Annotated in this window: 20 protein-coding genes; 12 read left to right on the forward strand and 8 right to left on the reverse strand. The window is 66.2% G+C overall.

What is annotated here, in order from left to right; genetic code table 11:
- Positions 1 to 114 precede the first annotated feature (114 nt).
- Entirely contained in the window at positions 115 to 2,160 is a 2,046-nt protein-coding gene (locus G7078_RS10950; RefSeq protein ID WP_281346912.1) for a TonB-dependent receptor, read from the forward strand.
- A 91-nt stretch (positions 2,161 to 2,251) separates the two neighbouring features.
- Here G7078_RS10950 and G7078_RS00530 read toward each other — a convergent pair whose 3' ends face one another.
- The 4 genes from G7078_RS00530 to G7078_RS00545 are packed head-to-tail and all read right to left on the reverse strand — an operon-like array spanning position 2,252 to position 3,787.
- Positions 2,252 to 2,485, reverse strand: coding sequence for a hypothetical protein (locus G7078_RS00530; RefSeq protein ID WP_425505252.1), 234 nt, complete (start codon positions 2,483 to 2,485; stop codon positions 2,252 to 2,254).
- The gene (locus tag G7078_RS00535; RefSeq protein ID WP_166091913.1) at positions 2,482 to 2,865 is read right to left on the reverse strand and encodes a PspC domain-containing protein; all 384 of its coding nucleotides are present in this window, start codon (positions 2,863 to 2,865) and stop codon (positions 2,482 to 2,484) included. The genes G7078_RS00530 and G7078_RS00535 overlap by 4 nt, the downstream gene beginning before the upstream one ends.
- A 15-nt stretch (positions 2,866 to 2,880) precedes the next feature.
- Complete coding sequence (locus tag G7078_RS00540; RefSeq protein ID WP_281346913.1) at positions 2,881 to 3,657, reverse strand: PspA/IM30 family protein; 777 nt, start codon at positions 3,655 to 3,657, stop codon at positions 2,881 to 2,883.
- The gene (locus G7078_RS00545; protein ID WP_166091915.1) at positions 3,650 to 3,787 is read right to left on the reverse strand and encodes a hypothetical protein; all 138 of its coding nucleotides are present in this window, start codon (positions 3,785 to 3,787) and stop codon (positions 3,650 to 3,652) included. The genes G7078_RS00540 and G7078_RS00545 overlap by 8 nt, the downstream gene beginning before the upstream one ends.
- Positions 3,788 to 4,031: 244 nt before the next feature.
- On the opposite strand from G7078_RS00545, the gene G7078_RS00550 reads away from it, so the two are divergent.
- On the forward strand, positions 4,032 to 4,262 hold the full coding sequence (locus G7078_RS00550; RefSeq protein WP_166091916.1) for a hypothetical protein: 231 nt from the start codon (positions 4,032 to 4,034) through the stop codon (positions 4,260 to 4,262).
- Here the strand turns inward: G7078_RS00550 and G7078_RS00555 are convergent.
- The gene (locus G7078_RS00555) at positions 4,226 to 4,516 is read right to left on the reverse strand and encodes a DUF3297 family protein (RefSeq protein ID WP_166091918.1); all 291 of its coding nucleotides are present in this window, start codon (positions 4,514 to 4,516) and stop codon (positions 4,226 to 4,228) included. The two genes, G7078_RS00550 and G7078_RS00555, sit on opposite strands and share 37 nt — an antisense overlap.
- 52 nt (positions 4,517 to 4,568) lie before the next feature.
- Positions 4,569 to 7,799, reverse strand: coding sequence for an alpha/beta fold hydrolase (locus G7078_RS00560; protein WP_166091922.1), 3,231 nt, complete (start codon positions 7,797 to 7,799; stop codon positions 4,569 to 4,571).
- Positions 7,800 to 7,964: 165 nt separating this feature from the next.
- On the opposite strand from G7078_RS00560, the gene G7078_RS00565 reads away from it, so the two are divergent.
- The 3 genes from G7078_RS00565 to G7078_RS00575 are packed head-to-tail and all read left to right on the forward strand — an operon-like array spanning position 7,965 to position 11,547.
- Entirely contained in the window at positions 7,965 to 9,230 is a 1,266-nt protein-coding gene (locus tag G7078_RS00565) for a 3-methyl-2-oxobutanoate dehydrogenase (2-methylpropanoyl-transferring) subunit alpha (protein WP_166091924.1), read from the forward strand.
- Positions 9,231 to 9,238: 8 nt separating this feature from the next.
- Positions 9,239 to 10,243, forward strand: a complete 1,005-nt coding sequence (locus G7078_RS00570; RefSeq protein ID WP_206367479.1) for an alpha-ketoacid dehydrogenase subunit beta — start codon at positions 9,239 to 9,241, stop codon at positions 10,241 to 10,243.
- On the forward strand, positions 10,243 to 11,547 hold the full coding sequence (locus G7078_RS00575; protein WP_166091927.1) for a dihydrolipoamide acetyltransferase family protein: 1,305 nt from the start codon (positions 10,243 to 10,245) through the stop codon (positions 11,545 to 11,547). The genes G7078_RS00570 and G7078_RS00575 overlap by 1 nt, the downstream gene beginning before the upstream one ends.
- A 37-nt stretch (positions 11,548 to 11,584) precedes the next feature.
- Here G7078_RS00575 and G7078_RS00580 read toward each other — a convergent pair whose 3' ends face one another.
- Positions 11,585 to 11,827: a DUF6582 domain-containing protein gene (locus G7078_RS00580; RefSeq protein ID WP_166091931.1), complete on the reverse strand. Its 243-nt coding sequence runs from the start codon at positions 11,825 to 11,827 to the stop codon at positions 11,585 to 11,587.
- 52 nt (positions 11,828 to 11,879) lie between these two features.
- Entirely contained in the window at positions 11,880 to 12,431 is a 552-nt protein-coding gene (locus G7078_RS00585; RefSeq protein ID WP_166091933.1) for an FMN-dependent NADH-azoreductase, read from the reverse strand.
- Between the two features lie 129 nt (positions 12,432 to 12,560).
- Here G7078_RS00585 and G7078_RS00590 point away from each other — a divergent pair, with 129 nt between their 5' ends.
- The 7 genes from G7078_RS00590 to G7078_RS00620 all read left to right on the forward strand — a co-directional run bounded on the left by G7078_RS00590 (position 12,561) and on the right by G7078_RS00620 (position 18,052).
- Positions 12,561 to 12,935 carry a winged helix-turn-helix transcriptional regulator gene (locus G7078_RS00590; protein ID WP_166091935.1) on the forward strand — a complete coding sequence of 125 codons (375 nt, stop codon included), beginning with the start codon at positions 12,561 to 12,563 and terminating at the stop codon, positions 12,933 to 12,935.
- A gap of 2 nt (positions 12,936 to 12,937) precedes the next feature.
- A complete protein-coding gene (locus tag G7078_RS00595) occupies positions 12,938 to 13,192 on the forward strand; it encodes a YdeI/OmpD-associated family protein (protein WP_246166393.1) in 255 nt (84 codons plus the stop codon).
- Positions 13,193 to 13,258: 66 nt separating this feature from the next.
- Positions 13,259 to 13,711: a MaoC family dehydratase gene (locus tag G7078_RS00600; RefSeq protein WP_166091937.1), complete on the forward strand. Its 453-nt coding sequence runs from the start codon at positions 13,259 to 13,261 to the stop codon at positions 13,709 to 13,711.
- The gene (locus G7078_RS00605) at positions 13,708 to 14,538 is read left to right on the forward strand and encodes an HpcH/HpaI aldolase/citrate lyase family protein (protein WP_166091939.1); all 831 of its coding nucleotides are present in this window, start codon (positions 13,708 to 13,710) and stop codon (positions 14,536 to 14,538) included. Before G7078_RS00600 ends, G7078_RS00605 begins: the two co-directional genes overlap by 4 nt.
- 12 nt (positions 14,539 to 14,550) lie before the next feature.
- Positions 14,551 to 15,600, forward strand: coding sequence for an NAD(P)-dependent alcohol dehydrogenase (locus G7078_RS00610; RefSeq protein WP_166091941.1), 1,050 nt, complete (start codon positions 14,551 to 14,553; stop codon positions 15,598 to 15,600).
- Positions 15,597 to 17,519 (forward strand): acetate--CoA ligase, encoded by a 1,923-nt coding sequence (gene acs / locus G7078_RS00615; RefSeq protein WP_166091943.1) that lies wholly within the window; start codon positions 15,597 to 15,599, stop codon positions 17,517 to 17,519. The genes G7078_RS00610 and acs overlap by 4 nt, the downstream gene beginning before the upstream one ends.
- Positions 17,516 to 18,052, forward strand: coding sequence for a DUF3833 family protein (locus G7078_RS00620; protein WP_166091944.1), 537 nt, complete (start codon positions 17,516 to 17,518; stop codon positions 18,050 to 18,052). Before acs ends, G7078_RS00620 begins: the two co-directional genes overlap by 4 nt.
- Positions 18,053 to 18,056 lie beyond the last annotated feature (4 nt).

The following is an 18,056-nucleotide window of genomic DNA, read 5'->3' on the forward strand; positions in this document are numbered from 1 at the left end:
ATTATCTCATCACAGCCTAAACGAACGCCTCTCGAAAGGATTAGACTCGCAATGCTTGGGATCTTGCTTGGTTCGGCTGCTGCTACGGCCATTTTTGCACCGGCGCCGGCCTTGGTGAGCGAGGCCCCGACCGCGCCGGCATCGGCAGACGCGCAGTCGCAGGCGGCCACTGCCGAGCAGGCCCATGTCAACACCCATGACGCCATTGTCGTGACCGGCGTCCGCCGGCGCGCCGGCGACGTCCTCGGCGGCGTTTCGGTGCTCGGCAAAGAGGAATTGGCCCGCAACGTCCGGCCGAGTCTTGGCGAAACCTTGCAGAAGCAGCCGGGCGTTTCGGCAACGAGCTTCGGGCCAGCAGCGTCGCGCCCAATCCTTCGCGGCCTTTCCGGCGAGCGCATCCGGATCCTGACCGACGGGATCGGCAGCCTCGACCTCTCCGGATCCGGACCCGACCATGCGGTGGCGATCAACCCGCTGACCGCAGAGCGGATCGAAGTCCTTCGGGGGCCGGCCGCATTGCTGTTCGGATCGGCCGCAATCGGCGGCGTCGTCAACGTGATCGACGCTCGAATCCCGCGCGCGCTTCCGGACGGCGGCATCGATGTCGACGCCATCGGCGACTTCGGATCCGCCGCCAGCGAGCGCTCCTTCAACCTGGGTGTCGATGCCGCGTTGGGCGCCAAGTTCGTCGCTCACGGCGACGCTAGCTATTCGAAGTCCAGCGACCTGCGTGTCGGCGGACACCTGCTATCCCCGGCACTGCGCGACGAGGCGCGCGCCAGCGACGATCCCGACATCCAGGCACTGGCGGAGCTCAAGGACCGGTTGCCCAACACCCAAGGCCGGACACGCGACCTCGCCGGCGGCGTCGCTTATGTCGATGGCGACACCAACATCGGCGTTTCGCTCGCCCGCCATGACAGCAAATATGGCGTGCCGATCCGCTTCTCGCTGGACCCGGCCGGGGATGCCGAAGCGCCGGTGATCGACGCCCGGCAGACGCGCGGCGACGTGCGCGTGCAAGTGCCGGTCGGCGGCATTTTCCGTACCGCAACGCTACGCGGCGGCTTGTCCAAGTATCGCCACGACGAGCTGGAAGAAGGCGGCGACATCGGCTCCAGCTTTTTCAGCCGCGGCGGCGAAGTGCGCGGAGACATCATGCAGTCCGAACGCTCCGGCTGGGGCGGCACCAGCGGCTTCCAATATCTTCAACGCAACGTGCGCATCCGCGGCGAAGAGAAATTCCTGCCCGATGCGCGGCAGCAGCAGGCGGGCCTGTTCACCGTCCAGACCCTGGTGCGCGGCCCGCTGCGGCTGGAGGCCGGCGCCCGAGTCGAGTTCAGCAAGTTGGACGCCGATGCGGACAACCAGATCGGCACGCCCGCCTTGTCGCGCGATTTTACCACCGTCTCCGGCTCGATCGGTGGCGGCTACGACGTGGCGCCGGGCTGGCGCGGATCCCTATCGCTGTCCCGATCGTCGCGCGCACCCGGCGTTGAGGAACTGTTTTCCAACGGTCCCCATGGCGGCACCGAATCCTTTGAGCGCGGCAACCCCGATCTTGATCCGGAACGCAGCCTGTCGGTCGAGGCGGGTATCCGGCGCACCGAGGGGCCGGTCCACTTCACCGCCAACGCTTATTACAGCCGCTTTTCGAACTTCATCTACCAGGCGCCGATCGACGCGCTGGTCCAGGACCTGCCGCTTTACGAATACCGGCAGGGGCGGGCGAACTATTACGGCTTCGAAGTCCAGGCCGACGCCCACCTGGGACATGCGCTTGGCGTCTATTGGGCCGGGGAACTCGTGGCCGACGCCGTCCGCGCGACCATCCAGGACTTCGGTCCGGCACCGCAAATCCCGCCGTTCCGCGTGCTTGCGGCACTGACTGGGACACGGGGCAAGGTCGACGGCCGGATCGAGGTCGAGCGCGCAGCCCGGCAGGATCGGATCGCGCCGAACGAAACGCCGACGCCGGGCTATTCCTTGGTAAACGCGTCGATCGAGTGGCACCCGCTTGCCGCCGCAACCGAGCTTACGCTTGGATTGAGCGCCAACAACATCTTCGACGTCGTCGCCCGTCGCCACTCCAGCTTGCTCAAGGACTATGCGCCGCTGGCCGGCCGCGACATCCGATTCACCGCGCGCCTCGGATTCTAGGCTGCAAAACGGAATGAGGCGGCCCTGGCAGTGACTTGCCGGACCGCCTCGGGCAAGCGCTGGGGGAGCAGCGCGTCGCGTGCGAAGTTTCCTAAATATCGATTCCCGCGGCGATGGCTTCGAGCTTGCGGACCCGTTCCTTGAGGTCGGCCAGTTCGATCCGGCCGCCGGTGTGCGGCGCGATCCTGTCGGCGCCCGCGTGGCCCATCTCGACCCGCTTGAGCTCCAGCCAGCCGGACCATCCCTTAAGGGCCGCCCAGCTTAGCGTCGCAACGCCGGCCAACGTGGCGGTTGCGACCATCGCGATTGAAAGTGCGTCCATCACTTATCCTCCCGAAGCGCTTCGATTTCGCGCGCCAGCTCGTCATTCTGGGTGAGCAGATGGTGGTCGATGGCCATCATCCGGCGATCGATCGGTTCAAGCTCGGTGCGCATGGCATGGACCGAGGGCCGGACCCGGCTGGCGAACGCCATCCGGTCGAACTCGCTCGTCGTATCGCGACGAAGGGCCTTGCGACGATTGACGCTGAAGTAGACGCCAATCCCGACGTAGAGCAGCAGCGTCAGCTGGAAGCTGACCAGCACCGCCGCAGCGGCGAAACCGAGGCGGACGAAGGTCGGGTCGACCCCGAACCGGTTGCCCAGGGTCGAACAAACGCCGGCCAGTTTCTTGTCGTGACGTGCGAGCGAGTAAGCGCGGGCCATCGGCCGTTTCCTTCCTTAATTCTGCTTGGCCGCGAGTGCGGCTTTCATGGCGGCCAGTTCGGCTTCGACCTGTTCGGCGGCGCGAAGCTCGGCGAGGTCTTCCTCCAGGCTCCTGGGGCCGGTCAGGCCAAGCGCGTCCGCACGCCCTTCGGCGAACTCGGCGCGGCGTTCGAGAATCTCGAACTTGGCGAAGGCGTCCAGCGTCCGGTTGCCGTTGACCAGCTCGCGGGCCTTCGCCCGGCTAACCGCGCTTTCGAGCCGCGTGGCGATCGCGTTCTGCCGGGCGCGGGCCTCGCGAAGCTTGCCCTGGAGCTTGGCGATGTCCGCTTCATATTCGCGAAGCACCTGCTCGAGTTCGGCAAGTTCCGCCTTCAGGCCGTCGGCGATCTCGGCCGCTTTTTGCTTTTCCTCGATGGCCGCCTTGGCAAGGTCCTCGCGGCCCTTCGACAGGGCCAGCTCGGCCTTGTCGCTCCACACCAATTGCATCTGCTCGAGCTTGCCGAGCGAGCGCCGCATTTCCTTCATGTCGGCGATCGAGCGAGCCGCGGTGGCGCGAACCTCGACCAGCGTCTCTTCCATTTCCATGATGATCATTCGGATCATCCGCGCCGGGTCTTCCGCCCGGTCGAGAAGCTCGGTCATGTTCGCGGCGAAGATGTCGCGGGCGCGGCTGAACACCGGGCCGGAAAGCCAGCTGGCGATCGGCTGCAGGCGCTCGAAGCGTTCCGGCTGGCTGGCCGCAACGGGCATCCGCACCGGCACTTTCGCCTCAAGAATTTCGAGCTCAGGCACGGATCGACGCATCCATTGGGGCCAGGCCGACGGCTGCCGGCGCGACCGCCGAGCCGACGGCAAGAGCGCTCAGGACGATCGCGCCGAGGGCGCTGATCATGGTCCGTGCGATCTTCGATTGAGCCGACATTTTCATTCTCCCTTTTGCCCCCGCAAATGTGTCTGGCGGGTATGCAATCCTCTATTCAAGCGCCGTGCCAATCCCGAAAAACTGCGAAAAACCAGCTCGCTGTGGCGCTGCGCGGGGGGCAATTGGGATTCCGCGCCACGTCAGGTTGGGACAATTTGCCAACCCGCGATGATGCGCCGCCGCGGGGAACCGCTCGCGGGTCCCGGGACTTGAACCGGCAAGTATAATTTTCAGGAGATCAACGATGCTTGGGAAACTTGCCGGTGCCTGGCTGGGCAACAAGGTGGCAGGCCAGAACAGCGGCGCGCGCGGCGCGCTGGTCGGCGCTGGCGTTGCGGCCCTGGCGCGGCGCGGCTTCGGTCCCCTCGCGGCTGCGGCGGCGATCGGTTACGGCGCCAAATATCTGTGGGATCGCCGCAATCGGCGGTCGTCGGCCCGTTACCCTTCGGACGCGGCGCCGTCGTCGGCCGGCTGATCGTCCGCCGGTCCGTCGATATAGGGCTCAACCGTCCCGTTGAGCTTGATGGTCATCGGGTTGCCGAAGCGGTCGCGACTGCGCCCGGCGGCGACCCGGATCCATCCCTCTGAAACGCAATATTCCTCGACGTTGGTCTTTTCCTGCCCGTTGAAGCGGATGCCGACGCCCTGCTGAAGCACATCGGCGTCGAAATATTCGCTGCGCGGGTTGAGCGACAGGCGGTCGGGCAGCTGCGTTTTGTCTTCGGCCATGGCGCGGCACTAGGCAGGGGGGCTTCGCGCGTCAACGAAGCCCCGCCCGACGCTAGGCCGCCATCTTCGGCCTGGGCGCGTTGGCGACGCAGCCGGTATCGAGCTGCCTGAGCGCCGTCCCGCTGTAGAACTTGCCGAGGAGCTGCTGCGTGCAGCCGGGTAGCGGCGGCAGGTGCGAAGCGCCGGGCACTTCGATGTGCAGGCTGTTGGGGAGCGTCCTGGCGATGACATCGCCCCACGCCTTGCCCGCCACCGGATCGTGGTAGCCGGAGATGATCAGGACCGGCTTGTCGCTTTTGACGGGCTTCAGATAATCCGCCGGGACGGCGGCACGCGGCCATTTCGAACAGGCGCGGATTTCATCCTCGACGGCGCCCGTACCCATGAACGTGTTGCGGGCGGCCGCCGCGACCGTCTTCGGGTCGATCCGGCGTACGTCTTCGTCACAGACCACCGACCAGCGCATCCCCCAGGCGATCTCGTCGCCGACGCCGAGCAGGAACGGCGAGGCGGCTTGCACGAGCGGCGAGAAATTGCCGCCCTTGGCGTTGGCCAGCAGCGGCGGCAGCTGCGAATAGAATTCGGGGATGTAGAGCATCGCGAACATGACGGTGCCCAGCCCGTTGCGCGACAGCTTTCCGGTCAGGGTTTTGCCGTTGCGCGGGTCCTTGATCGTGATCGGCGCCGGGGACTTGTCGAGCATCGCCAACAGGGCCTTGAGGTCGCCCTTCAGGTCCGGATGCTTGGCCGCGCAGTCGGGCTGCGCCAGGCAGGCTTCCGCCATTCGGTCGAAGGAAAGCTGCGTATCGCGGGCGGTCCACAGCGGCAGCTTCATTTCGACGGGCGCGGCGGCGCGGATAACCGTCTCGCTAACCCGGTCCGGATAGAGCCGCAGGTAATCGAGCGCGGGGCGAGTGCCGTAGGACATGCCGAACAGGTCGAGCTTCTGATAGCCGAGCGCGGCCCGCACCAGCTCCATATCCTTCACCGCTTCGCGCGTGTGATAGAAGCGGAGATCCGCTTTCTTCGCCAGCGCGTCGCGGCAATCGGTCACTTCCGACGGCGTCGATTCGTTGAGCTGGCCAAGCGGGTCCGAGTCATTTTCGACCTGCGGGCATTGCAGCGGGTTCGACTGGCCGGTGCCGCGCTGGTCGATCAGCAAAAGGTCGCGATCCTTCAGCATCGCGCCGAACATCTGGTCGATGCCCGGCCCGCTCTGCAGGCCGCCGAGACCGGGGCCGCCGGGCAGCATGACGATCGGGTCATCGACGGCCACGCCGGCGGCCGGCTGGACGCCGAAATGGATGGCGATCTTGCGCCCGTTCGGGTTGGCGCGGTTCTCGGCGACGGTGACGGTGCCGCAGCGAACCGATGGGTGCAGCCCCTTGATCGTGCACGGCCCGAGAGCCACCGGCGCGACTCCGCCAAGCTGGAATTGCTTTGTCAGCTTCGACCCGGAATCGACCCGGTAAATCGTACCGAAGTCCTTTTCGCCGATCGGGCCTGGCGGCGTTCCGCCGAGCCGGGCGACGATGTCCGGGACGGTGTTGCTGTGGCCAACGACCAGCACGTTGCCCGGAACCGCGGCGATCGCGCGAAGCAGCCCGTCGGGATCGCGCGGATCGTAAGTGCCGACCGGCAGCCCGAACGCTTTTGCGACTGCACCCGCGGTTTGCTGCGTCCGCTTGTACGGCGTTGCAAACACCGCCTTGAACTGTCCGGCCTTGAAAAAGTCGGCCAGTCCCTGCGCCAGCTTGGCGCCGGCCGGCGACAGGTCGGGGTCCGGTCCATCGCCCGCTGGCAGGTGGCGCATCACATAGACCTGCTTCACCGGTGCGGCGGCCGCCGCGGCCGGCGGCGCGTTCGCATCGGCGACCGCCTTGGCCAGCATGGCGTCGAGCGCCGCGCGCTCGAACAGGCGGCCACCGGCGACGACCAGGTTCGGGCGAGCCAGCGCGCTCAGGCTGCGGCTGGGATCGCCGGCAAGCAGGATGAGGTCCGCCCGGGCGCCGGGCCGAATGGCGCCGAAGTCGGCCTTCCAACCGAGCGCCGAACCGCCGTTGGGCAACGACCGGAAGTAATCGCGGGGAGTGACCGTTGCAGTACGAAGCGCCTGCATCGGCGTCAGCCCGGCGGCGGCCAGGGCCCGCACTTCCTCGTAAAGGCCCGGGCCCCAGACATGAAAGTTCTGCGCGGTGTCGGAACCGGCCATCAACGGTACGCCCGCCTGCGCGAACGCGCTGACGATGCGCCGCCGAAGCTGGGCGAACGCAACGCCATCGGCGACGGTGAAGCCGGCGGCCTTGAGGTCGCCATAGTGCGACGCCCATTGCTTCAACGCCCCTTCGGGCACGAACCGCATGTTCGGGTCGGCCAGCCGCTGCTCGACCGGCGTGGTCAGGTCGGCCAGCTTTTCGAACAGCGACAGGGTCGGTCCGTGCCACGACTTAGCGGCGGCGACCTTGCGCGCCAGTTGCGCCAGCTGCGCATCTGTCACCTTAGAAGCAACGGCGATGACTGGCGGCGGCGGAACCTGGCCCCATTCGAGCGGCGTGCCCGGGGCGACCATCTTCACGATTTCGGCAAGAACTCCGTCCAGATGCTCGATCTGCTGATGCGCGGCCAGCGCACGATCCAGCCCAACCGCATTATTGACGTGGCCCGCGGTGGGAATGCCAGCCTTCCGCGCTTCGTCGGCGACGGCCTGCCAAACTTCGGCGTTGCTGAGTTCGTGCGACTTGATGAGGTCGAACCCGGCGGCCTTTGCCTTGCGCACCGCTTCCCTGCCGTCCTCGGCACTTTGCGTGTTCTGGTCGTGCAGCGGCGGCGCGGCCGCATAAAAGCGCGGACCGGCAATCTGGCCGGCTTCGATCTTGCCGCGCACTTCCAGGTTCATCGGCGAACCCGCCATTCCGCGCGCGGTGGTAACGCCATGCGCCAACATCACCGCCAGCGCCCGCTGCGCCGGGTCGCCCGGATCGCCCGGCGTCGGGGCGAGGTGGACGTGCATGTCGACCAGGCCGGGCATCAGCACCTGCCCGCGCGCATCGATCGTCCGCGCACCGGCCGGAATCTTGATGCGTTGCCGCGGGCCCATTTGCTCGATTCGGTCGCCGCGGACGATCACCGTCTGGTCGGCCAGCCGGTCCGGTCCTTCCATCGGCAGCACCGTTGCGCCGACGATGGCGATGACCTGCGGTTGCGCCACGGGCTGTGCCGCACCCGTAAGTGCGGGCGCCGTTGCCAAGGCGCCGAGCGCCACAAGCTGCTTGGTGATGTTCACGTCATTCCCCCTGCTATGCCTGGGCTGACAAACGAATGTCCGCTTGTCATCCAGCCCGCGTCGACAAACCGACCGGCGGTTCGACGAGCGTTCCGGGCGCGCCGACGAACGGCGGGAGGGCCGCCCATTGCCCCACCCGCGCGGCGCGATTAAGCGCTCCGGTCAATGCGTGACACAGATTCCTTGAAGCGGAACCGGCCGCAGCTTTCGCTGCACGTGCCCGAACCCGCTTACCGCCCGGGCGATACGCCGGATTTTTCAAGCATCGCGGTGCCCGCCGCCGGTGAGGTTCCGCGCCCGGACATCGGCGTCGCGCCTGCCGACATCGCAGGGCTTGCGACATCGTTGGTGCGAGTCCTCGACGACCGGCATCAGGCGGTCGGCCCATGGGACCCCAAGCTGGACGCCGACACCTTGCGAAAGATCCTGCGCGACATGGTCACGGTGCGCATTTTCGACGACCGCATGTACCGCGCCCAGCGCCAGGGGAAGACGAGCTTCTATATGAAGGCGACGGGCGAAGAGGCGATCGCTTGCGCTGCCGCCGCCGCCCTTGACCGCGACGACATGAACTTCCCGACGTATCGGCAGCAAGGCCTGTTGATCGCACGCGGCTACCCGCTGACCGAGATGATGTGCCAGATCTACTCGAACAAAGGCGACAAGCTGCGCGGCCGGCAGCTGCCGATCATGTACTCCTCGCCCGACCACGGCTTCTTCACCATCTCCGGCAACCTCGGCACGCAATTCCCGCAGGCGGTGGGCTGGGCGATGGCATCGGCGATCAAGGGCGATAGCCGCATTGCGGTCGGCTGGATCGGCGACGGCGCAACGGCGGAGGGCGACTTCCACGCCGCCGCCACCTTCGCCGCCGTCTATAACGCGCCCGCCATCCTGTGCGTGGTCAACAACCAGTGGGCGATCTCCAGTTTCTCGGGCATCGCCGGGGCGGAGCGCGCGACCTTCGCCCAGCGGGCGATCGGCTACGGCATCCCGGGCCTTCGGGTCGACGGCAACGATGCGCTGGCGGTGTTCGCCGCGATCCGCTGGGCGGCCGACCGGGCGCGATCCAATTCGGGCCCGACTCTGATCGAGTTCTTCACCTATCGCGCCGAGGGTCACTCCACGTCGGACGACCCCTCAGGCTACCGCCCGACCGAAGAGGCCAAGGCCTGGCCCTTCGGCGATCCGGTCGAGCGGTTGAAGGCGCACCTGCTGGCGCTTGGCGAGTGGGACGGTGAGCGCCACGAGGCGATGGTCAAGGAACTCGACGCCGAAATCCGCGCCGCCCAGAAGGAAGCGGAAAAGCAGGGCATCCTGCCCGAACAGGGCAAGGAGAACGTCGAAAGCATCTTCGACGACGTCTATGCCGAAGTTCCCTGGCACCTGGCCGAGCAGCGCGATGAGCTGCGACAGGAGAGGCAGGGCTGATGGCCACGATGAACATGATCCAGGCGCTGAACGACGCCCACCGCGTCGCCATGCGCGCCGATCCGGACGTCGTCGTCTTTGGCGAAGACGTCGGTTACTTCGGCGGCGTCTTCCGCGTGACCGAGGGCCTGCAAAAGGAATTCGGCAAGCAGCGTTCGTTCGACGCGCCGATCAGCGAAACCGGGATCGTCGCCGCCGCAGTGGGCATGGCCGCTTACGGCATCAAGCCGGTGATCGAGATCCAGTTCGCCGATTACATCTACCCCGGCTACGACCAGATCGTCAGCGAGGTGGCGAAGATCCGCTATCGCACCGCCGGCGAATGGACGATGCCGATGGTCATCCGCTCGCCCTACGGCGGCGGCATCTTCGGCGGCCAGACGCACAGCCAGTCGCCCGAAAGTCTGTTCACCCACATCGCGGGACTGAAGACGGTGATCCCGTCGACGCCTTACGACGCCAAGGGCCTGCTGATCGCCGCGATCGAAGATCCCGATCCCGTAATCTTCTTCGAGCCCAAGCGCATCTACAACGGCCCGTTCGACGGTTACCACGACCGCCCGGTGAAGCCGTGGTCGAAGCATTCGGCCAGCGATGTTCCCGAAGGCCATTATACGGTGCCGATTGGAAAAGCGGCGATCGTTCGCGAAGGATCGGAACTGACCGTGCTTGCCTATGGCACGATGGTGCACGTGGCGCTTGCCGCGGTCGAGGAGCGCGGGATCGATGCCGAAGTGATCGACCTGCGCACGCTGGTGCCGCTCGATATCGAAGCGATCGAACAGTCGGTGAAGAAGACGGGCCGCTGCCTGGTGGTCCACGAAGCACCCAAGACCTCCGGCTTCGGCGCCGAGCTGGTCAGCCTGGTGCAGGAACGCTGCTTCTATCATCTCGAAGCCCCGGTCGGACGCGTCACCGGCTGGGATACGCCCTACCCGCACGCTTTCGAATGGGCTTACTTCCCCGGACCCAAGCGGCTCGCGCGCGCTCTAGAAAAAGTGATGGCTGACTGATGGCGACCTACGAATTCAAGCTCCCCGACATTGGCGAAGGCATTGCCGAGGCCGAGATCGTCGCCTGGCACGTCAAGCTCGGCGACCGGGTCGAGGAAGACCAGCAGCTCGCCGACATGATGACCGACAAGGCGACGGTGGAAATGGAATCGCCCGTCGCTGGAACGGTCGCGAAGCTCGCCGGTGAAGTCGGCGACCAAATTCCGATCGGGTCCGTGCTGGTCGTGATCGAAACCGACGCTTCGTCGCCGGCCGCCAGCGAGCCCGAACCAGCCGCGCAATCGGTCGACGAGATGCCGCTTGCCGACGGCGCCGTCGAACCGACCGCCGCCCAGGAACAGCAAATCCCGACGACGGCGGAAGAGCCGCCTAGCCCCGTTGCAAAGCCGGCCAAGGAAGCGCCCAAGCCCGCGGTTTTGAGCCCGGCACCCGCGAGCGACGGCGGCCACTCCGCCCAGGTCCTTGCCTCGCCCGCCGTGCGCCAGCGTGCCCGCGATCTCGGCATCGACCTTGGCCAGGTCAAGACCAGCGCCGATCGCATCCGCCACTCCGACCTCGACGCCTATCTTCTCTACAACGGCGGCTCCGTCGGTCAGCGCGGCGCCGCCGCCCGGCCCGACGAGACGATCAAGGTCGTCGGCCTGCGCCGTAAGATTGCGGAGAATATGCAGGAGGCCAAGCGCCGCATCCCGCACTTCACGCTGGTCGAGGAGTTCGACGTCACCGACCTTGAGGACACGCGGGCGATGATGAACCGCGACCGCGGGTCGAACCCGAAGCTGACCTTGCTGCCCTTCCTGATCACGGCGATGGCGCGGGCGCTGCCCGACTGGCCGATGCTCAACGCGACGTATGACGACGACGCCAATGTCATCACGCGCCACGGCGCGCTCAACCTCGGCATGGCTGCCCAGACCCCCAACGGACTGATGGTGCCGGTGATCCGTAATGCGCAGGCCATGAGCGTCTGGCAGCTCGCGTCCGAAGCGCTTCGGCTCGCCGAGGCCGCCCGTTCCGGCAAGGCCAGCCGCGAGGAGCTGTCCGGTTCAAGCATCACCTTGTCATCGCTCGGCCCGATGGGCGGCATCACCTCGACGCCGGTGATCAACCGGCCCGAAGTCGCGATCATCGCCGTCAACAAGGTCGAGGAGAAGGTCGTCGTCGTCGATGGCGAGATCGAGGTTCGCAAGCGCATGAACCTGTCGCTTTCCTGCGACCACCGGGTCGTCGACGGCTGGGACGCAGCGAGCTTCCTGCAGGCAATGAAAGCCTACATCGAAAACCCGCTGCGGCTACTCAGCTAGGCGCAGCGCCCCGCCAACGTGTTTCGGCGGTGGGCGCTCAGTCCTTGCCGATTTCGCGCCAGCTCTTTTCGTTGACCTCGACCCCGTGCTTGTCGGCGGCTTTCTTGATCCGCCGCCACGCCGCCTCGCGTTCATCGTCACTCACGCCCTTGACCTGGTTGAACCGGGCAATGGCGTTGCGGACGTGGCTGGCGTCGTTGAGCGGCTCCTTGCGCTCGTCGGGGAATGCGAACGTCTCCTCATCCAGAGAATCGCGTTTCTTCTCGCTAAGCTCCGACATGATGCGTCTCCTTTCGCGCGATCAACGAACGCCGCCGCGTGATTTTCCGCGCTTAAGCCGCCAGCCGCACCGTTTCGCCGAGCGCTTCGCTGACCGATTGCGCTTTCTGCTCGGGACTGATGTTGAGGCCGTCGGCGGAAACGAATTCGGCGGCGATGCCGATGAAGGCGAAGACACCACGCAAATAAGTTTCGAGATGCTCGAGCGCCGCTGCGGGGGAGCCGTCGTCGTAAATCCCGCCGCGCGCCATGGCGACGATTACCCGCTTGCCGCCGGCCAGGCCTTCGGGGCCGTCGGCGTTGTAGCGAAAGGTCCTGCCGGCGACGAGGATCCGGTCGAGCCACGCCTTGAGCTGGGTCGGCAGCGTGAAATTGTACATCGGCGCGCCGATCACGACCGTGTCGGCGTCGAGGAACTCATCGAGCACGTTGCTGTCGGCGTAGGCATCGAGCGTGAGATGGGACAACGGATCGGCGAAGAGGTCGCGCCGGACGACCCTTGCGACCGGGCGCTCCCGCTTCAGGCGCTCAACGACGGACGCCGAAAGCTGGCGGCTGACGCTCGCCTCGCCGGTGATGCTGCTGTCGAGATGAAGGATGGTCACTGTTGCCTCCTAAGTATGGAATTGTTACCGAGGCACCCTAAGTAACCACATGAAAACCCCCCGCAAGAACGCACTTTCTTGTGGCCGACGAACAAAGATGTGACGCAGTATCAGTGAGGTAACTGGACGATGCAGGACCCCAACAACCCCGTCTGCCAGACGATCAGCGCGCTTCTTCAGCGCATCGGCGACAAGTGGACCGTGCTGGTCGTCCAGACGCTCGGCGACGGCGGCAAGCGCTTCAACCAACTGCGTCGCGAAATCCCGAGCGTCTCCCAGCGGATGCTGACGCTGACGCTGCGCCACCTGGAACGCGACGGGATTGTCAGCCGGACGGTCACGCCCAGCATCCCGCCGCGGGTGGATTATGAACTGACCGAGCTTGGCCGGTCGTTGCAGAAGCCGATCTGCGGCCTGGCCAGTTGGGCGACCGAGAACGTCGGCGCGATCCACGAAGCGCAGGCGCGCTATGACGACGGCTCGGCCACGGCGCAGGCGGCGTAACCGTGCTGGCGGCGGCTGACCTTCCCGGCGGCGTCGTTCATGACCTGCCCGGCGATTTCGCCGCGGCGATCAAGGGCGACGAGGCCGCGCTTGCTACCTGGCAGGACATCACCCCGCTCGCCCGCAACGAATGGATTTGCTGGGTCACGTCCGCGAAAAAGGCGGAGACTCGGGAAAAGCGCATCGGCTGGGGCCGCGAGAATTTGAGCGCTGGGAAACGGCGCCCCTGCTGCTGGCCGGGCTGCAAGCATCGCTAGGACTCGAACGGCATGCGCTGCCGACGCCATCTAGCGCTTGCCAGGGTGCTGGCTTAAGCCGTCGCCATGGCCGGTAAATATTTCGACGAATGGCAGGTCGGCGACCGCATCGCGCACGCCATATCCCGCACGGTGACCGAGACGGACAACGTCCTCATTTCGACGCTCACCCACAACCCGCAGCCGATGCACCTCGACCACGAAGCGGCCTCGCAATCCGAATTCGGGATGCCGCTGGTCAATTCGGTCTTCACGTTTGGCCTGATGGTCGGGGTCAGCGTCGCCGACACGACGCTCGGCACGCTCGTCGCCAACCTTGGCTATGACAAGCTCGTCTTCCCCAATCCGGTCTTCATCGGCGATACGCTGCGTTCGGAATCCGAATGCGTGGCGGTGCGCGAAAGCAAGTCGCGGCCGAACGCCGGCATCGTCACCTGGGCCCACCGAAGCTTCAATCAGCGCGGCGACCTGGTGTGCGAATGCACCCGCTCGGCGCTCCTCAAGAAGAAACCGCAATGACTCAGCCGCGCAGCTGGCTGTTCGTCCCCGCCGATAGCGAGCGCAAGATCGCCAAGGCGCTCGACAGCAGTGCCGATGCGGTCATCTTCGACCTCGAAGACAGCGTCGCCGCCACCAACAAGGGCGCCGCTCGAGAGCTTCTGCGCAATCTTCCCGACCGGTCGGGCGGGCCCGAATGGTGGGTTCGGATCAACCCGCTGGGCAGCGAATTTCACAAGGACGACCTGGAAGTGTTCGGCCACGCCGACCTGGCCGGGATCGTCCTACCGAAGACGGAAAGCGGCGCGGACGTGACCCAGCTTTCGCACCGCACCGGCAATATCCCGGTGCACGCCATCGTCACCGAAACCGCGGCCAGCCTCTTCGGCCTGCTGTCCTACCGCGATCCGAAGTCGCCGCTGGCGGCGATGAGCTGGGGGGCGGAAGACTTGTCAGCGGCGCTCGGCGCTTCCTCGAAACATGATCCGGACGGTGCCTTGAGCTTCACTTACCGGCTCGCCCGTTCGTTGTGCCTGGCCGGCGCCGCGGCCGCCGGGGTGCAGCCGGTCGATGGCGTCTTCGCCGACTTTCGCGACGAAGCTGGCTTGCGCGCCGAAGCCGAGGCCGCGCGGCGCGAAGGATTCACCGGCAAGCTGGCGATCCACCCGGCCCAGGTCGACGTGATCAACGCTGCTTTCACCCCTTCCGCGGACGAGATTGCGCACGCCCGCGCCATCGTCGCCGCGTTTGACGCACAACCGGACGCAGGCGTGCTGTCGGTCAATGGCCGGATGCTCGATCGCCCCCATCTAGTGCAGGCAAGGCGCACACTCGACCGCGCCAGATAAGGAGACCGCGCCATGCCGACCCAAGCCAAAGGATGGGGCACGGAAGCGGCCGACCAGCCGCTAAGGCCGATGACGTTCGAGCGGCGCGACCTGCGCCCCGACGACGTCGCGATCCAGATCACTTACGCCGGCATCTGCCATTCCGATCTCCACACCGCCCGCAACGATTGGGGCGGCACCATCTACCCCAACATCCCCGGCCACGAGATCGTCGGCCGAGTCACCGCGATCGGCGATGAGGTGACCCGCCACCGCGTCGGCGACCTCGTCGCAGTCGGCTGCATGGTCGACAGCTGCATGAGCTGCGACCAGTGCCTATCCGGCTGGGAAGTGTTCTGCCGCGAAGGCATGGTCGGCACTTACAATGGCGTCGATCGTCACGACGGGTCGATTACCAAGGGCGGCTACACCGACCATGTCGTCGTTCGCGACCATTTCGTCCTGAAAGTCCCCGACGGCATGGACGAGGCGCGGGTTGCGCCGCTGCTGTGCGCCGGCATCACCACTTACTCGCCGCTTCGCCAGTACAACGTCGGGCCGGGCACGAAGATGGCGGTGATCGGCCTTGGCGGGCTTGGCCACATGGGCGTGAAGCTCGGCGCCGCGCTTGGCGCGCATGTGACGATGATCACGACCACGCCAAGCAAGGGGGAAGATGCCCGCGCGCTCGGCGCTCACGATGTCATCGTCTCCACCGACGCGGTCCAGATGGAGGCTGCGGCGACCCGCTTCGATTTCATCCTCAATACCATCCCCGTCAGCCATGAAATCGACGGCTACCTGCAACTCCTCGGGCGGTCGGGCCGGATGGTGATCGTCGGCGCGCTCCTGCAGATGCCCGGCTTTGTCGGCGCCAACCTCATCTTTTGGAACCGCGCGGTCGGCGGATCCGCGATCGGCGGCATTCCGGAAACGCAGGAAATGCTCGACCTGTGCGCCAAGGAAGGCATTTACCCCGAGGTTGAGCTTATCGCGATGGACGAGGTCAACGACGCCTATGAGCGACTGCTCAGGAACGACGTCCGCTACCGCTTCGTGATCGACATGGCGCGCGGCCTGTGACGAGCGCCGTGCATCCGGTGCCGCAGGGCTTCGGTGCGCGGATCGGCCCGCCTGAACTGGCAGCGCTTCGTGACCAGGTGGAGCGCGACCCCGATGCCTTCTGGCTGGAACAGGCGCGGCGGCTTCAATGGCAGCAGTTTCCCACCCGCGCCGGCAACTGGTCGTTCGACGAGGCGGATTTCAACATCCGCTGGTTCGAAGACGGCGCGCTGAACCTTTCGGTCAATTGCCTCGACCGTCATCTCGCCGCGGACGGCGACCGCACCGCGCTGGTCTTCGAAGCCGACGAACCGGGCGACGGGCGCCGGGTCAGCTTCCGCGAGCTGCACGAAGAAACCTGCCGGCTCGCCAACCTGCTCAAGGAACGGGGCATCCGCCGCGGCGACCGGGTCATGATCTACATGCCGATGATCCCGGAAGCGGCGGCGGCGATGCTCGCCTGCGCCCGCATCGGCGCGGTCCATTCGGTCGTCTTCGGCGGCTTTTCCCCCGACAGCCTGGCTGGCCGGATCCAGGATTGCGACGCTTGCGCGGTCATCACGGCCGACGAGGGCGTGCGCGGCGGCAAGGTCATTCCGCTCAAGCGCAATGTCGACGCCGCGCTGGAGCAGCGCGACGTTCCGACCGTCATCGTCGTCTCCCGCACTGGCGCCGACGTGCCGATGAAGGACGGCCGCGACATCGCTTACGCGCAGGTTCGCGACCGGCTCGATACGGACTGCGCGCCCGAAGCGATGAACGCCGAAGACCCGCTGTTCATCCTCTACACTTCCGGCTCGACCGGGAAGCCGAAGGGCGTGGTCCACACCACCGGCGGCTATGCCGTCTGGGCGGCGGCGACCTTCGACTGGGTGTTCGACTACCGCCGCGATGACATCTTCTGGTGCACCGCCGATGTCGGCTGGATCACCGGCCACAGCTATGTCGTCTACGGCCCGCTGATGAACGGCGCGACCAGCGTCATGTTCGACGGCGTCCCCAACTATCCCGACTTCGGCCGTTTCTGGGAAACGATCGACCGGCTTGGAGTCACCATTTTCTACACCGCGCCAACCGCGATCCGCGCGCTGATGCGGGAGGGCGAGGGGCCGGTAAAGGCGCACAGCCGGGCCTCGCTCAGGCTGCTCGGCACCGTGGGCGAGCCGATCAACCCGGAAGCGTGGGAGTGGTATTGGCGGGTCGTAGGCGACGGCCGCTGCCCGGTCGTCGATACTTGGTGGCAGACGGAGACCGGCGGCATCCTGATCTCACCCTTGCCGGGTGCGACCGACCTTAAGCCCGGGTCCGCGACCAAGCCATTGCCGGGGATCAAGCCGCTGCTGGTCGATGCCGAACACAAGGTTCTGGAAGGCGCGGCGAGCGGCAACCTTTGCCTCGCATCCTCATGGCCAGGCCAGATGCGCACCGTCTGGGGCGACCACGAACGCTTCTTCCAGACCTATTTCAGCGCCTACCCCGGGCTATATTTCACCGGCGACGGCTGCCGCCGCGATGAGGACGGCTATTACTGGATCACCGGCCGGGTCGACGACGTCATCAACGTGTCCGGCCACCGCATCGGTACCGCGGAAGTGGAAAGCGCGCTCGTCGCCCATGCCAAGGTCGCGGAAGCCGCGGTCGTGGGTATGCCGCACGAGATCAAGGGCCAGGCGATCTACGCGTTCGTCACCCTCAACGCCGGCGAAGAAGGCAGCGATGACCTCCGCCGCGAATTGGTGGCCGAGGTCCGTAAGGAGATTGGCGGGATGGCAGCGCCTGAAGTCATTCACTTCACGCCATCGCTGCCCAAGACCCGGTCGGGAAAGATCATGCGCCGAATCCTCCGCAAGATCGCGGAAGGGGAGACCAGCGGTTTCGGCGACACATCGACGCTGGCCGACCCCAGCGTGGTCGACTCATTGCTCGCTGGCCGCCAGTGAAACGCTTCCTGCTGGCGGCGGCGCTGGCGCTGACGCTTTCCGCCTGCGGCCCGGACTCACCCTTGCCTGCCGCGGAGGACGCGACATTCGATCCGATCGCTTTCTTCACCGGCCGCAGCCACGGTGAAGCGAAGCTCGATAAATTGGGCAGCAGTCCCGTGCGCGTGACCGTCGACAGCCTCGGCCGACGGCGCAGGGATTCCCTGGTCCTCGATCAGATCATTCGGGAGGGCGGCAAACCGCCGCGCGTCCGGCGCTGGACGATGCGCCGCGTGGGCTCCGATTCCTTCAAGAGCACCCTGACGGACGCAGACGGCCCGGTTCAAGTTTGGGTGCACGGGCCGCGCGCGATGATCGCCTACACGATGAAGAATGGGATGGCGGTGAACCAGCAGCTCGCGCTTCAGCCGGACGGACGAACCGTCCTCAACCGTCTGAAAGTGAGCAAATTCGGGGTGGACCTGGCTGTCCTGGAGGAGAGGATCGCCAAGGCCGATCAGCCCCAATTGCCTTCACGTTCCAATCCAAGCTAAGCCT

The organism is Sphingomonas sinipercae (assembly GCF_011302055.1).
In the GTDB taxonomy this organism is placed as follows: Bacteria; Pseudomonadota; Alphaproteobacteria; order Sphingomonadales; family Sphingomonadaceae; genus Sphingomicrobium; species Sphingomicrobium sinipercae.

What these genes read in the sequence shown, in the direction of transcription:
- G7078_RS00535 (WP_166091913.1), bottom strand. Translation starts at nt 2,865, where the DNA reads ATGGCCCGCGCTTACTCGCTCGCACGTCACGACAAGAAACTGGCCGGC.
- G7078_RS00545 (WP_166091915.1), bottom strand. Translation starts at nt 3,787, where the DNA reads ATGTCGGCTCAATCGAAGATCGCACGGACCATGATCAGCGCCCTCGGC.
- G7078_RS00550 (WP_166091916.1), top strand. Translation starts at nt 4,032, where the DNA reads ATGCTTGGGAAACTTGCCGGTGCCTGGCTGGGCAACAAGGTGGCAGGC.
- G7078_RS00555 (WP_166091918.1), bottom strand. Translation starts at nt 4,516, where the DNA reads ATGGCCGAAGACAAAACGCAGCTGCCCGACCGCCTGTCGCTCAACCCG.
- G7078_RS00565 (WP_166091924.1), top strand. Translation starts at nt 7,965, where the DNA reads ATGCGTGACACAGATTCCTTGAAGCGGAACCGGCCGCAGCTTTCGCTG.
- G7078_RS00570 (WP_206367479.1), top strand. Translation starts at nt 9,239, where the DNA reads ATGAACATGATCCAGGCGCTGAACGACGCCCACCGCGTCGCCATGCGC.
- G7078_RS00575 (WP_166091927.1), top strand. Translation starts at nt 10,243, where the DNA reads ATGGCGACCTACGAATTCAAGCTCCCCGACATTGGCGAAGGCATTGCC.
- G7078_RS00580 (WP_166091931.1), bottom strand. Translation starts at nt 11,827, where the DNA reads ATGTCGGAGCTTAGCGAGAAGAAACGCGATTCTCTGGATGAGGAGACG.
- G7078_RS00590 (WP_166091935.1), top strand. Translation starts at nt 12,561, where the DNA reads ATGCAGGACCCCAACAACCCCGTCTGCCAGACGATCAGCGCGCTTCTT.
- G7078_RS00600 (WP_166091937.1), top strand. Translation starts at nt 13,259, where the DNA reads ATGGCCGGTAAATATTTCGACGAATGGCAGGTCGGCGACCGCATCGCG.
- G7078_RS00605 (WP_166091939.1), top strand. Translation starts at nt 13,708, where the DNA reads ATGACTCAGCCGCGCAGCTGGCTGTTCGTCCCCGCCGATAGCGAGCGC.
- G7078_RS00610 (WP_166091941.1), top strand. Translation starts at nt 14,551, where the DNA reads ATGCCGACCCAAGCCAAAGGATGGGGCACGGAAGCGGCCGACCAGCCG.